This is a genomic window from Spiroplasma endosymbiont of 'Nebria riversi', from assembly GCF_018831625.1.
In the GTDB taxonomy this organism is placed as follows: domain Bacteria; phylum Bacillota_I; class Bacilli_A; order Mycoplasmatales; family Nriv7; genus Nriv7.
This window is the reverse complement of sequence record NZ_CP065193.1, coordinates 1178059-1192664: the sequence shown is the minus strand read 5'-3', so window position 1 is coordinate 1192664 and position 14606 is coordinate 1178059. Positions and strand designations below refer to the sequence as shown.

Below are 14606 nucleotides of genomic sequence, written 5' to 3'. Positions count from 1 at the left end.
GACTTAATTTGAAGTTTTAGAAGTGCCTGGAACGAATATTCAATTAATATTTCCTTTATTCTTAACGCTGGCTGTAGAATTTATTATGGCAATTATTCTTGGATTTGGTAGTCAACAAGTTAATTTAGAAAAACAACGCCAATATGCGGTTAAAAATAAAGGGCGGTTAAGTGCGTGAGGAAAAGCTAAAAAACAAATAAAACCAATAAAAACAAAACAAGGTAACTAAAAATGTTTAAACTAATTATTATTTTTATCTTAATAGCTGTTCTTGGACTTTTAGCTAGTAGTCATTTTGAAACTTTAACGAACTATATTAGCGAGGGTCTTGCCAATTTTAAAAAGTTTATTACTAGCAATTTAACAATTTTAGAACTTTTTAAACCAATGGCACGAACATTTTCACAACACCCAATTTTTACCATTCTTGGTGTAACTTGTGTACTTATTGCTTTATTTATTGTGATTAAAGGTAGGTAAAAAATGGAAAAACGAACTAAAAACCAAGAATTAGAAATAGAAAATAACAAATTAAAAATTGCTAATGTCATATTAGAAGATAGTGTTAATAATCTTAAATACATAATAATGGAAAAAAATAAAGAAATTTTAAAACTAGAAAAGTAAAATATTATTCATGTTAATCAAATATCAGACTTAATAATTAAAAATAAAAAATTAAAAATTTTTAAACACGAAAGGAAAATTAAAATGAAAAAACTTTTAGGAAAATTATTCAAAAAAGATAATTCAAAAGAAAAAACACCATTAAGATTAAGAATTAAAAATTCTTTTAAAAAGCAGTGGTTAAAAGTATCATTAAGTATCATTTCCATCCTTATAAGCTTATTAATTTGTGCATTAACAGCACTCGATACTAAATGAATAACTGGAACAAGTAACGAATTTAATAATTTTATGAATAAACAGATGGTTGATTTCTTCGGCAAGTTCAATAGCGATATTATGATGGCAGGAATATTTGTTTTTTGATGAGGCGGATCAATATATTTTGCAATTAAATTTGAAAAATTAGTCCGCTTTATTATTCAGAAAATTAAAGCAAAAAGAGCCTTAAAAAATGAAATCAAACAAACTCATTAATTCTTTAAAAAAATATTGATGGAAAATTTTACCTTACATTTTTATGATTACTATCTTTTTCATCCCATTTTTAAAATTGGAAATTAATGATTTGAAATTATTATATGAAAAATTTGAAGCATTAATTTCACTTATGATACTAGTATATTTAGATATATGCATTACAATATCAGTAGTTATAAACTGTATCATTGAATGAATTATTAAAAAAATCAAAACTGAAAGAACAACGAAAAATAAAATATTTTAAAAAGGAGTGGTAAAAATGTTTATGAAAATATTTACCGTTTTAATTATTGGTTTCAATAACATTTTTACCATTCCCCAAAACATTAACAATGACAAAACAACAGTCCAATCACTAATTATAAATAAAAGACAAAACAATAAAGTTTATGATTTTGAAATCAGAAACTTAGAAAAAATAAGATTTTTAACGGAAAGGCAAGAACACGACCTTTTAAAAGTTGAGATAACAACAGAAGATAATATAAAAGCAAATATAGATAAACAATTATCAAATTTAAAAAATGTAAAAATTTTTAGTTTAGAGTTTAATGCAGAGCTTGTAAATAACAGAATTAAACAAAAAGACTTTCAAAAAATAACAAATACTTATGGAACAAAAATAGATACTTCGGGTTTAAATTTTTATACCTGAATGATTAAAATACCCAATAAAACAATAAGAATTAAAGTACAAGGAACAGAATTACTAACTTTTGAACATGGTAATACTAACAATTATAGATTAAATAAAACAAATAATTTTGAAATTGAAATTGAAAAAGATAGTACCAACATTAACTTACCAGCAACAACCACTAATTTTGACGGTAACCATAAATACGACGATGTTATTGATAATCTTGACTATTTAATGATTCATCGTGGTGATTTTGATAAATTTAATTATTCTTATCTTTATTGAACACCAGTATTTAATTTCATTGACACCTTAGAAAAAGGTTATTATAAAGAATTTACCATTAAAAATCACGGTTTTAAAAACGAAAGCTATTTTTATCACAAAAATTCAACTATTTTACCAAACTCAGAAATAATCGACCCTACAAATGCAACCAAAATTGAAGTTATAAAAAAAATTAAAAAAAGACTTAATGAAACAATTAACAATCTTGCTGGTGTAAATAATGCAATTGAAGGCATCGACTATAATACAGAAATTAAAGATAACGACAACAATTACTTAGATGATAGGGCTACTTTTAATTTAACAACAGACAATGTCGCCGACAGAACATTTACCGTTAAATTTATTGCAATTGAAACAAGTACACAATTGCAAGGAACAAATACGATTAAAATGGTCATTCCGAAACAAGAGGATACCAAGGATAATGTCCTTAAAATTAAAGCATTTAACAAAACTCTAATTGCTGGAAATAATTATTTACAATTATTACATGGTGAAAGTGAAATCTGAAAATATGATACTGCAGCAAATAGTAACGATTATTACCTAATTAAGTACCTTTTTGGTACCTTAAATTATCTTAATGTTAAATTTAGTTTTTTGAGATACGACCCTGAATTACGAAATGACATTTACCTTTATTTTAAAAACAACATTCCTAGCATTAACAACAGCGATTACAAAAATGTTTTTGATGAAATCTACGAAATCATTGGTAACTTCTTTGCCAGTTTATTTTATGCTACTTTTGATATGGACGAAAAAACATATACCGAAATTGATTTTAAAGGCGTAGATAACTATAAAAAGAACCACTTTATTCAAATTGGTTTCTTTTACCGCTCGTTAATTACCTTTTATCCAAAAAAATATTTAATCAATGTTACTGGTAATTCAGAATTACTACTAAGAAGTTATTTTTTTACTTTTGACAAAAAAACGCACCAAGATAATTATAATGCCATTAAAAACAACAATAGCATTTATCAAATTGATTTTAATGTTCTTAAATCTTATGACAATAAAATGATTAAATTGTCAGCCAGCAACACTGATAATAATATTAATTATCTTAACACCGACATTGATATTCGTTATGGTATTAATATTTTTACCTTAACTTTTCCACTTTATCACAAAGATAATACTTCTAAATATAATTTTAAAATTTATGACTTTAATGTCCTTAATTCCACGGCATTTATCCCTGATGGTTCCACCAATTCAGAATGAGATGACCTAATTCCGCCACCAAATTGCAAATATTCCGGACGATGAATACCAACATTTAATGATATTAGTTGTGTCATTAAAAATGCTGGTATTAAAATGCTAAACTGAATGCTGACGGCATCACAAATCATTACAATTTTACGCCCGTTAGCAATTATTGCGAAAGCAACAGTTAACTTTTCAACAGCCATTTTTCCAGTTTTTAAAACGGTACCAGCTTTTTACTATACCTTTCAATTTTTAATTAGTTTTGCCATTTTTCTAATGATATTAAGGATTTTCGTGTAATATATATATATATATATATATAATTGAAAAAATAAAGTAATAAAGGAGTTAAAATAATGAAAATTTTAAATATAATAGCTCTTTCGACATTAATAATATTACCAATAGTTGGCTGTTCTAAAAAAGAAAATAAATCAGTAGTAGAAAAAAAATAAAGATAACGAAAACAAAGTTTATGATTTTGAAATCAGAAACTTATAAAAAGTGAGGTTTTAAATTTCGAATTCAACAAATAATATTACACAAGTTCAAATAAATAAAATAGATAATAACAATCTAAATGAAAAATTACCAGAATTAAGAAATTTAGAAAACCTTAGTTTCTTATTTACACAAAAATTACAAAATAATCAGAGCAAACAAGATAAGATTAGACAACTAATAAATACAGACGGCCAAGAAACCGCCATGCGAAATACATTAGTAATTAATAAAAAAATAACAATTAAAGCACAAGGTACAAATTTAGATGACTGCAAATATGATAGCTTAGGAAATATTAGTCCTGCTTATGATGATAATAAAATAGATTACATATTAAGAAGTACAAATGATTTTGAAATTGAAATTGAAAATCATCCGTAATAACTAAATTTAAAAACCGTTAAAATCATCCCCTTAAAAGGTGGTTTTTTATGATGACAATACTCTTAAACAACTAAGCAACTTCTCATTTTTTATATTTTAATAAAATAAGGAACCAGTAATTAATTAAAATTACTGGTTTGAATATTTTTTATTTTTACAAGAAATTTAAACTTGTTGTGCTTGTTTCAATTAAAGTTATTGTTCTAAATAGCTAATATCGTTTTTATAAAACCTTATACTATAGTAGTAACTGTATTTGTTCTTACTGACCCTTCTCTTTCTGATGAGAAAAATGCTTCCCCATTAAATGTTATGTTATCATTGTTTTTATCTATAGTAATTTCATTGGGTAATAAAACATGATTTTGTAAAATTTGCATTACTTCTGTAATTGATAATATAACTATTTGTTCTTTATTGTTATCATCAATTATTTTGGCAGTAATATTTCCTGTAATTTTTTGTTTTAAATTTAATATAACTTTAGATGTAATTATTCTTACTGGATAAGTAATTTTTAATTTTTCATTGGGATTAAGTTCAAATTTATCAGCGGGTCCCTTAAAAATACTTAAAATCATTTCTTGTTCTTGTTTATTTGTGTTTGATAAATCAAATTCATTTGATAATACATTAATAATTTCAGAATTTTTATTATTTATATTTGTAAAATCTGTTAATTTCATTTCATCATCAGAATTTATGTTTCAACCATTTAATTTATTTTCTTGTTTTGTTTTAGTTAATCCTGTTGTAATTTGAAATATTAATTTTGATTTTGAGTTATATTCACAATCAGGTATATTAAATGATTTTATATTTGGAGTTTTATTGGTAATTTTTCTATCAGAACACACATTTTTAGGAACATTAGATCATAAAAATGAATTTTCTTGTTTTGTTATTTCAGTATTTGAAAAATTTAAATTATTAGTATCAATATAATTTATTTCCTTAAATTTTAAATTAGAATTTTCATCTAGAAATTTAAAAAATAATGCTTTTTTAATCAATTCATTTAAATTAATAATTTTATTTTGCCCATTATCAATTGAATAATGTATTTTTATATTATTATTATTTAAATTATTTTTTATTTTTAATATAGCTGAATTTTTTGTCTTGTTAATAATTTCTAATTGTGAAATATCTAAATCTGGATTCAAATAATTTAATTCACTTAAAATTACATTATCAGAATTATTACTAATTTTTCCTAAATTTGAATTTAAATAGTATTCACTATATTCATAAACATTGCCATCTCCTGAACCAATATATAATTTATTGTTGAAAATTACACCAGATGAATCAATTCATCAATTTGTTTTAATAATAATTTTTTGTTGCTCGGCGACAGGGTCATATATTCATACACATTTTTATCTGTTGAACCAAAGTACAATTTATTGTTAAAAACAATACCAGAAGATCTTATAGATTCAGTTGCTCTAAGAATAATTTTTTGTTGTTCTGTAGCAGGATCATATTCATAAACATTATGATCATCTGAACCAAAATACAATTTATTGTTGAAAACTACACCAGAAGATTTAATTTCATTATTTGTTATAATGATAATTTTTTGTTGTCCTGTAGCAGGATCATATTCATAAACATTATGATCTAGTGAACCAAAATATAGTTTACTGTTTAAAACTACACCAGAAGATCAGATCTGTTTTTTTGCTTTAATAACAATTTTTGTTACATTTATTTTATTATTTTCATTATTGCTTCGTTTTTGTCTTTTATAATTTATGTTTTCTAATTTAATTTGTTGTTCTTGTGTTGGATAAGGACTATTGGCAACAATTCCTGCTATTCCACTACTTGCTATTGTTATTGTACTTAATAAACTAAGTAATTTTTTCATTTATTAAATCCTTTTTATGAATTTTTACTAATTAATAAATTTGTTGAACAATTAACATCTTTCCTTAAATTTTTAGAGTCTAATTAATACAAATTGATTATAACTTATTAAATAAGAATTTTTATCATTTTTTCAGGTTATTGAATAATAATTCTAGAAAAAAAATTATCATTAAAACAGAAAAATAAACTAACGAAATTTAACTTTGTTAAAATTACTATCTAGAAAGGCGATTTTTTATGTTAGAAATTAATAATAATGTAAAAACCTTAGCAAACAAGCATTGATTTAGTTTATTTACAACCCATAAAAATATGTACACTAACAAATGTAAACAATTAGCTAATGAATATGAAAAATTAGATGAATACTTATATAAATATAATTATCGGTTAAAACAAGGTTATAAAGTAGTTCATTTTGCTTTAAGAATAATTATTATAATTTTTGGTGAAGTTACTTTTAAACGACGCCGATATAAATATTGAAATCAAAAATCAGGTAAATTTGAATATGTATGTTTGCCAGATAAAGAAATTGGTTTATTGCCCAAACAACGCATTTATTTTGATGTTCAATTTAAAGTTTTAAGTCTTTTGGGCGATGGCAAAAGCTATCGTGATGTTTTAGATGCTCTAAATCATTGTTATATTTCAAAAGGTAGTATTTCAAATATTTTAAATAAATACGATATTGCCCAATATTTTCAACTAGCAGAAAAAGAAACTAAAACTAGAATTGATGTCAAAAATAAGGATTTATATATTCAACTAGATGAGACATTTTTAGCAACATTAGACCATAAAGTTAAACAAGACCAAAGAATTCGTTTGGTTACTTTTCATACCGGACATAAAGAAAAAAATTATAAAAATGCTCGTAGAGAATTAGAAAACAAACGAGGTCATTTTTTAATGTTAAAAGTTAGTAAACGAATAAATACGATGAATTATCGTGATTTGTTAATTAAAGAATTGCAAAAATATTATGCGAATATTAATTCTGACAAAATAATTGTTTGTGGCGATGGTGCTACTTGAATTAGAGAAATTGCCAATAGTTTTGGTAATGTTAGATATATTTTGGGTGGTTATCATGCTGTTAAAAAATTAAAACAAACTGCATTTAATATTATTTTTGAAAATCGTAAAGTAACACTAAATAGTTGAATTAAATTATATAAGGATGGAAATCTATCGAGAATTAATCAAAAAAATTCGTAGTAGTGTTGCTAAAAATGAATTAAATAAAGATATTAAAACAAATTTAAGAAAGTCTAGTAATTATTTCAAAAACAATAAGCACGGTATTCATCATCAAAATTTAGAATGAAATATTGGTTGTAGCATTGAAAGTGACATATCGCATTTGGTAAAACAACAATTAGGCTATGGAGCAAAAATATATAATCATAAGAATTTAAATAACTTATTACATTTAAGAATGGCAAATTTAAACAAATTGAATGTATTACATTACATTAATGAAAATATTAATTCAGAAATAGAAATCAGAAAAGAAATATATAAAAATTCATTATGAAATAAATATAATAATAAAAATGATGATAGTTGAATTAATAAGGGTAGTATTGTATATACAAATAAATATAGAAAACATAAATTTAGATAATTAGTGATAATTTATTAATAAAATTAATAATTTTTTATTTTAATTTTGTCGAAAACTCTTGATAAAATAAAAAAAATCATCAACTTGATAATTTTAAAAGGCTTTTATGTAAAATTACTATTTTTACTTTAATTTTTTATATATTAAAATATAATACCGCTGTTTGTTGGTTTGGAGTTAAACCCTTATGTTGGTATTTTCATTTTCAGAGATTTAAATAATTTTGAATATTAGTAAAACCTAAACCATGATAATGAGTTAAGGATTCTTTAAGACTAGATTGTAATTTACTGATTTTATTTAAGTTACGATAACTAGCTTCAGGATTAATTGTTGTTTTAGTTACACATAAAGTATAATTTGTTTGTTTTGCTACTAAAAAATATAATTTTTGCATATCAGAAGTAATAATTGAATTTTGGTTAATTAATTCTTTGTTCGTATTTTCAATAACTCATTGTTTTTGTAAACGTTTGGTGTTTGTGGATTTAACATAAATATTGTTATTATTATCAACTGCCATTTGAATACAGCATTTAGTATTATTTGCGAATGGGTCAAGGTGAATTCTTCGTGGATCAGTTTTATGTTTGAAATTTCCTTTATGAATTTCTTTAATAAATGTTTCATCGATTTGGATTTTACCAGATAATTTTTTAAATTTTAATTGGGTATTTTCTAATTGTTTTGATTTCATTAATTTTTGACGATTATATCAATAAGTTTTTAATGTAGTTTTAATAAAACGAGAAATTGTTTTGCTAGATTGCCCCAGCAATGAAATTTGAATCAATAAATTTCATTGTTCATAATTTAAATGACTTCAATAAATAAAATGATTACGAAAAGCGTCAAAACTTGCACGGCAATTTTTACATAAATATTTTTGTTTTCCTTCTGAATTATGTCCATTTTTAACGCGATGGTAAGATTCGCATTTAGGGCATTTAATATCTTGTGCTCTAAATTTTTGATCAATTTCATTTAAACGTTTTTGTTTTTTTATTAATTTTGCTTGTTATTTGACTTTTTCATAAAATTCTAAAAATTGATCATCTGTTAAAGTATTTACTAGTTCTTGAATTATTTTTTCCATAATTATTATCCACCTCTATCATATTAAAAATATACCTAAAATTAGGTATATTCAATAAATATCAAGAGTTTTCTACACAATTAAAAATTTTTAATTGTGTAAAAATTCAATAATATGATAAAATGGTAGTGAATAAACATGACAATAACAAGAAAGGTATGGTTAGTTTAGTAATTAAATAATATAATTAGCTGATTGTTTTACTTCTTCAAAACAATACCTAAGAAAACTAAATGCGACCTTTTTTAAGATTTTTCTTGATTGTGCAAAACATCTGTGGTATATTACATTTTTAGTTATTTTTAAAATTTATTTAATTTCAACCCCAGCACCAGCAGCAACAAGTTTTTCCTTAATTTTTTCGGCTTCTTCTGGTTTAACTTTTTCTTTAATTACTGGATTTTCACCCTCAACTAATTTTTTAGCTTCCATTAAAGGTTTTTCGGTAATCTCTGCTACTGCTTTAATAACTGCAATTTTAGAATCACCAAGTTTAGTTAAAATAACATTTACTTCTGTCGGTGCAACATTATTATCACCCTGTGAAGCTGCTTGCATCATCACTGGTGCACTAGCAGTAACATTAAAATGTTCTTCAATTGCTTTTACTAATTCATTTAGTTCAATTAATTTCATCTCTGCTAGCGAAGCGATAATATCTTGTTTTGTTATTTTATTATCTTTTTTAGCACTACCAGTTTTTTCTTCGTTAATTTTATTTTCTATTTCTTCTTGGGTATCTTTTTTTATTGGATTATTTTCTGCCATAATATAATTCTCTCCTTTTATTTTTATATATTAGTTTATTCTGTTAGTTGTTTATAAGCAATGGCTTTAATTGCTAAAGCAACATTAATTAATGGACTAATAATTGCTGAAGCAAACATTGAAATAAGGCTGTTTTTTGAAGGCAATGTGGCTAATACTTGTAATTCATCATATAACACTACTTTACCATCCAAAATAGCGCTTTTTAATACTAAATTTTTATGTTCCTTAGCAAAATTAGCTAATAATCTTGGCGCCACAATTTCATCAGTTGCCGAAAACACTAATGCATTAGGACCTAATAAGACATCATCTAAATTATTAATACTTAACTCTTGTAATGCTCTTCTTACTAATGTATTTTTATAAATTTTTAAACTAATATTCTCACTTCTTAACTGTAACTTTAAATTAGTTAAATCTTGAACAGGAAATCCATGATAATGAATAATAGTTGTTGACTTTGACGATGCAATCTTTGTTTTAATCTCTTGAACAATATTATTTTTAGTTTCTATTGCTGTTCGCATTCATTCGCCCCCTCCTAATTTCTTAAACATAACCGTTTAATTCTGAAATCAATATCTATCTTACATAAAAAAACTCGGTATTACATACCGAGTTTAAAAGAGTTTTTGTAATCCAAAATCCTATACCTTTTAATCCTCGGCAACATAATTAAGGTTTCCCTGTTGCTGTCTATAGACTATTGATATCATAAGATAATAATAATATGTTTTTAACACAAATGCAATACTTATTTTAAAATTTTTTGTAAATCACAAATAGTTATTAGACTATGCTTCTCTTAATTGATTTCATCATACCATATTTTGTATTATTAAAATTAAAAAAGTTAATTTTATCCACAATAAAAAATATTTAATTCAAAATTAACCAAATTAAAACATTTTTCACGAGTTTATATTATTTTTTAAATAATTATTTTGCAATAATAAATTTATTTAAAGTTTCAAATGGAGTTTTGTAATTCAAACTTTTATGTTTTCGCTTGAAATTATAAAATGCGGACCACTCATTCAAATGAATTTGTAATTGTTTAACATCAAATTTTGTTTCAAAACCACATTTTTTAAACCAAAATAAACTAATATAATTACGGTGAAACCGTTCAATCTTTCCGTTGCTCTGAGGAGAACGGATTGGTGTGGTTTCATGGATAATTCCATTTTTTGAAAGAAAGGTTGTAAAATGCCTTTCTTTTACTTTGTATGTTTTTTTATTACTTCAATTAGTAGTAGTGAATTCCGGAGCATTATCAGTGCGAATGCGTTTAATTGTTATGCCAAGTTCGCTAAAATCTTTCATTGCTCTTTGCACAGCGTTAATAGCATTGTTAGTTCCTAAACTATCATACACATATCCAAAAGCAATTCTTGTTATTTCGTCAATGAAATCATAAACATATAATCTATGCTTAGCAATAGGAAAATTTTTATCAGTAAACACTTTGGCATCCATTTGCAGTAGTCCAATACCTGAAACTTCATAACGCTTAAAATGGCGTTTTGCTTTTTTAATTTGCGTTTTTATTTCTCCATAGCGTTTGTCTTGTTTAATTCAACGATAAAAAGTATTAATTGATTTGGGGACATTATTTGTATCGATATCATGCACATTTTTTTGATGAATATTATGATAAAGCGATAATACACCGCCCGCCAATATTTTTTGGTGTTGTTGATTTGAATTGCAATTCATAAAAGTTGTCTTGATAATAACCATTAATAATTTTTTTAGCTCAAATATAAAATGTCATTTTACTACCACGAAAATATTTTTTAATCAATTTATTTACAGATATGTTATCTGTATTATTCATATATAAGTTGGTACATAAATTGAGATATTTACTTACTCATTTTTTTACTTTATGATAATATTTTTCATTATAAATAGTAGTCATTCAAGATTGTAATTTAGCTTTTAAATCTGCTAAATCATTTTTAGGTACAATATACTTCATTTTCTATTTCCTTTTTTATTTTTTCTATATCAAACACATAAAACAGTTAATATTCATAGATAATATTAGTATAATGAAAAAAAATAACTAATTACTCACAATTAAATAAAAAATATGACTTAAATTTTAGTGACAATAATTTTGGTTTTACTTGAGAAATCTTTAAGGAACTAGTTGGCGATGATTGGGCAGAATATTTTACAACGAGGTGTTTTTATAGATTTGTGCCTACTGCTAGAATGACCTTTAAAACTTGAAACTGTTTAGCTTGGGATTTATGAATTTGTTGTAACTTTACAGATACATCCGCTCAAGAAGTATGACGCTATGAAAATACACATCCTGAAACAACAATTGCTGATTTACATAATTTATGTCAATATTTAGAAGAAAAGTATGGCGTTCAAATTGGACCTGAGCACTCTAAGGTGACCGAAATAGTTTGAAAATTGAATAAAGAGGGCGGAGAAATAATTTTTCCTTCCAATCAACGAATAACTTTTATTGGTTATGCCAACGGTAATAGAATTTTTGGAACAGCTGTAAAAGGTTCTAGTTTTTTGTGTTCACGAACTGACGAAATAATTACGGCAGAAGAAAAAGAAACTTTGAGTGATAAACAATTAATTTATAGATATGAGCTTTTACAAATGTCAATGTTTCGTAGCAATCGGATTAAAGTTTCTGACAAACCCATAAAAGAACTTTCTTGAACCTTTGTTGATAAAATGACAGGACAACAAGAAACTCGTTACTTATGAAAAAGTTTTTTTGTCGCGTTCACTTGCAACCCCTATGATAAATATCACCCATTTTATGAAAAATACTGTACGCCTTTTTTACCATTAAACGACAAGATAATGAATTTATTAAAAAAAACTGGTAAAGTTTGATATGAAAATGAAAAAGAATTTGAGGGTTTAGGAATTTTTGTTTTAAGACTAACATTAGACTCCACTTGAAATAAATTGCCAGAAATTTCAAGAAAAAAAGTAAACCAACTTAAAAAAGATAACCCCGATGAATATGCTATTGTAAAATATGGTTTTGAGTACTCAGACATTGATAGTACTATCTTTCCGTTTCGAAAACATTTAAAATATACACAAAAATACGATTTAAAAGATTTTTATGTTGCCACTATTGATATGTATAAATTTGATTTTTATAGTATCGGGATTTATTGAACAACTGGACCAATCGATCATACTGTGCTAAAATTTTGGGGATTTCAAGAATATAAAAAAACTGAACTTTACGATCCATATTTAATATGTGAGATTGTTGTAACCCCCTGAGATAATTTTTCTGAAAACGAAAAAATTAGTTATCTTGTAGAAGAAATCATGACTTTAAGAGCAAATTTTTATAATTTTGCTGATGTTATTTTTAATTACGACGACAAAGCAAAAACCGCTATGGAATGAATTAAAACAAAATTAATCGAAGATTATAGTTTTAACATTCGTACCAGCACAGCCATTAAACACACAACACCATTAACCAAAGAATCTGGTTTAACAGACCGCGTTATTTGAATGCGTAATTTGTTTGGATTTGGTAATTGTAATATAAATTTACAGAATAATCCTTTTACTGCCAAATGCTACGAAGAATTACGATATGATGAAAAACGCACGAATGTTCCTGATCCAAAAATGTATCTTGATCCTTATGATGCAGACTTTTATGCGTTATATGCTGTAAGACAGTTTATTCGTGGAAAACAAAATAAAAATTTATTTTATATAATTTAATTATAATATTTTAAGTCTTCAAGTAAAAAGTCTTGTAACGGAAATTTTTATTTTCTTTAACATTTTTAAAACAATTCTTAACATGTTTTTTAAATGCCTTATGTTCCATATCCAAAATGAGGTGCGATTTAAATGGGCAATATTTACAATTAAAATTTAAAGAACACTTTAAAATATAACTGTTTAAACTATTTTTATCAAATTCTAACTTTATTAATGTGTTTCCGCTTATCGTGCTATCATTTTTCAAGCACGGGAAATCCTTTTTAAAAATAGGAATACAATTAAAAGGTGCTACTGTTTTTATTTTTTTATAAGATACTATTTTTGAAAGTAAACAAAAACTATTATTATTTATATAACAAATTAAAATATGAGGATGCTTTTTATTATCTTTACTATCCATTGGTAAAACCAAATTAAAAATTGAACCCAACTTAAACATATTAATTATTTTAATCTTTCTAAATATAAATCTACAAATACAACTCAGAGAAATGATCTATTGCAATCTTATATTTTTTTTTATAAAAATCAATATAATTTCTAACATCCATTTTACCGTCGTCAATATTTTTTTCACTTTTTTGAAATGCTTCCTTTCAGCATTGATCATAATGTGTTATTTCAAATAATTCATCAGGGTTTGCGTCTTCAAAAAATAAATAAATATTATCAATAAAACTTTTAATTTCTTTACTTAAATTAATTTCGCTTTTTGTATTAAAAATTAAAGGTTTATTATGTTGTTTGCGAATACTTCTAATAACAGGTCCATTGTTATAAGCCACTTCTTCATTTACACTAAATAAAGGTTTATTCTTAATTAATAAATGAAAAACTTGTGCTAAATGAAGCAATTTATGAAGCATAAATTCCCCCTTATACATTTTTAAGCAATTTTTTTTAAAAAGTTGTTTTGAGTTAAATAAATCTGGATTTTTACGAATTAAATATTTTGCCATATCCATAACATTATTATTTTCCACAATTACGACGCCCCTCTCCTATCATTATTAACTTAATTATACACTATTTTTTAAAAAACTCTGGGGGCAATCAGTTATCTATAATTATGAATATAACATATTTTATAAGGATGCTTTTTATTTATTATTTTTACTATCCATTGGTAAAACAAAATTAAAAATCCAACCCTGCGTAAACATATTTTTAATTATTTTAATCTTTAACCAATAATTTAGAAATTGCTTTCATAAACTTATCTCTCTTATTTAACTCTACACCACTTTTAATCATTTCATCACTGTAACTAATTATTTTTCTTTTCATTTTAATTTCCCTCCTTAAACTTAATTCACAATTATTATAACTTAATT

The 14606-nt window shown here is 24.6% G+C and carries 18 protein-coding genes, 1 pseudogene and 1 other annotated feature; of the genes and pseudogenes, 9 read left to right on the top strand and 10 right to left on the bottom strand.

The features are described from left to right. Nucleotides 1-22 precede the first annotated feature (22 nt). The 6 genes from I5Q57_RS07690 to I5Q57_RS07665 all read left to right on the top strand — a co-directional run bounded on the left by I5Q57_RS07690 (nt 23) and on the right by I5Q57_RS07665 (nt 4147). Entirely contained in the window at nt 23-229 is a 207-nt protein-coding gene (locus I5Q57_RS07690; protein ID WP_215825983.1) for a hypothetical protein, read from the top strand. Between the two features lie 2 nt (nt 230-231). Continuing rightward, nucleotides 232-480: a hypothetical protein gene (locus tag I5Q57_RS07685; protein WP_215825982.1), complete on the top strand. Its 249-nt coding sequence runs from the start codon at nt 232-234 to the stop codon at nt 478-480. A 3-nt stretch (nt 481-483) separates the two neighbouring features. Further along, on the top strand, nt 484-627 hold the full coding sequence (locus tag I5Q57_RS07680) for a hypothetical protein (protein ID WP_215825981.1): 144 nt from the start codon (nt 484-486) through the stop codon (nt 625-627). Between the two features lie 84 nt (nt 628-711). Further along, nucleotides 712-1104 (top strand): hypothetical protein, encoded by a 393-nt coding sequence (locus I5Q57_RS07675; RefSeq protein ID WP_215825980.1) that lies wholly within the window; start codon nt 712-714, stop codon nt 1102-1104. A 265-nt stretch (nt 1105-1369) separates the two neighbouring features. After that, a complete protein-coding gene (locus I5Q57_RS07670; protein ID WP_215825979.1) occupies nt 1370-3562 on the top strand; it encodes a hypothetical protein in 2193 nt (730 codons plus the stop codon). Between the two features lie 408 nt (nt 3563-3970). Next, the gene (locus I5Q57_RS07665) at nt 3971-4147 is read left to right on the top strand and encodes a hypothetical protein (protein ID WP_215825978.1); all 177 of its coding nucleotides are present in this window, start codon (nt 3971-3973) and stop codon (nt 4145-4147) included. Between the two features lie 236 nt (nt 4148-4383). Here the strand turns inward: I5Q57_RS07665 and I5Q57_RS07660 are convergent, their stop codons facing one another. Both I5Q57_RS07660 and I5Q57_RS07655 read right to left on the bottom strand, forming a co-directional pair. Next, nucleotides 4384-5316: a hypothetical protein gene (locus tag I5Q57_RS07660; RefSeq protein ID WP_215825977.1), complete on the bottom strand. Its 933-nt coding sequence runs from the start codon at nt 5314-5316 to the stop codon at nt 4384-4386. Nucleotides 5317-5447: 131 nt separating this feature from the next. Beyond that, on the bottom strand, nt 5448-6026 hold the full coding sequence (locus tag I5Q57_RS07655; RefSeq protein ID WP_215825976.1) for a hypothetical protein: 579 nt from the start codon (nt 6024-6026) through the stop codon (nt 5448-5450). Between the two features lie 239 nt (nt 6027-6265). Here I5Q57_RS07655 and I5Q57_RS07650 point away from each other — a divergent pair, with 239 nt between their 5' ends. Beyond that, nucleotides 6266-7249, top strand: coding sequence for an Mbov_0401 family ICE element transposase-like protein (locus I5Q57_RS07650; protein WP_215825975.1), 984 nt, complete (start codon nt 6266-6268; stop codon nt 7247-7249). Continuing rightward, the gene (locus tag I5Q57_RS07645) at nt 7212-7658 is read left to right on the top strand and encodes a hypothetical protein (protein WP_215825974.1); all 447 of its coding nucleotides are present in this window, start codon (nt 7212-7214) and stop codon (nt 7656-7658) included. The genes I5Q57_RS07650 and I5Q57_RS07645 overlap by 38 nt, the downstream gene beginning before the upstream one ends. A 136-nt stretch (nt 7659-7794) precedes the next feature. Here I5Q57_RS07645 and I5Q57_RS07640 read toward each other — a convergent pair whose 3' ends face one another. From I5Q57_RS07640 to I5Q57_RS07610, 7 genes and pseudogenes are all read right to left on the bottom strand, one after another. Next, nucleotides 7795-8451 carry a transposase gene (locus I5Q57_RS07640; RefSeq protein ID WP_215825973.1) on the bottom strand — a complete coding sequence of 219 codons (657 nt, stop codon included), beginning with the start codon at nt 8449-8451 and terminating at the stop codon, nt 7795-7797. 102 nt (nt 8452-8553) lie between these two features. Then, nucleotides 8554-8610: pseudogene (locus I5Q57_RS09950) on the bottom strand (hypothetical protein); the annotation flags it as partial. Nucleotides 8611-8620: 10 nt separating this feature from the next. After that, on the bottom strand, nt 8621-8776 hold the full coding sequence (locus I5Q57_RS07630) for a hypothetical protein (protein WP_215825972.1): 156 nt from the start codon (nt 8774-8776) through the stop codon (nt 8621-8623). Nucleotides 8777-9063: 287 nt separating this feature from the next. Then, nucleotides 9064-9522, bottom strand: coding sequence for a 50S ribosomal protein L7/L12 (gene rplL / locus I5Q57_RS07625; protein ID WP_215825971.1), 459 nt, complete (start codon nt 9520-9522; stop codon nt 9064-9066). A gap of 35 nt (nt 9523-9557) precedes the next feature. Then, nucleotides 9558-10052 carry a 50S ribosomal protein L10 gene (gene rplJ / locus I5Q57_RS07620; RefSeq protein WP_215825970.1) on the bottom strand — a complete coding sequence of 165 codons (495 nt, stop codon included), beginning with the start codon at nt 10050-10052 and terminating at the stop codon, nt 9558-9560. Between the two features lie 56 nt (nt 10053-10108). Beyond that, nucleotides 10109-10245, bottom strand: a sequence feature (ribosomal protein L10 leader region). A 219-nt stretch (nt 10246-10464) separates the two neighbouring features. After that, nucleotides 10465-11208 (bottom strand): integrase core domain-containing protein, encoded by a 744-nt coding sequence (locus tag I5Q57_RS07615; RefSeq protein WP_215825969.1) that lies wholly within the window; start codon nt 11206-11208, stop codon nt 10465-10467. Beyond that, a complete protein-coding gene (locus I5Q57_RS07610; RefSeq protein ID WP_215825968.1) occupies nt 11177-11509 on the bottom strand; it encodes a hypothetical protein in 333 nt (110 codons plus the stop codon). Before I5Q57_RS07610 ends, I5Q57_RS07615 begins: the two co-directional genes overlap by 32 nt. 239 nt (nt 11510-11748) lie before the next feature. Between I5Q57_RS07610 and I5Q57_RS07605 the strand changes: the two genes are divergently transcribed. Next, nucleotides 11749-13266 carry a hypothetical protein gene (locus I5Q57_RS07605; protein WP_215825967.1) on the top strand — a complete coding sequence of 506 codons (1518 nt, stop codon included), beginning with the start codon at nt 11749-11751 and terminating at the stop codon, nt 13264-13266. Nucleotides 13267-13742: 476 nt separating this feature from the next. On the opposite strand, the gene I5Q57_RS07600 is transcribed toward I5Q57_RS07605, so the two are convergent. Beyond that, nucleotides 13743-14255, bottom strand: a complete 513-nt coding sequence (locus tag I5Q57_RS07600; RefSeq protein WP_215825966.1) for a Panacea domain-containing protein — start codon at nt 14253-14255, stop codon at nt 13743-13745. Between the last annotated feature and the right edge of the window lie 351 nt (nt 14256-14606).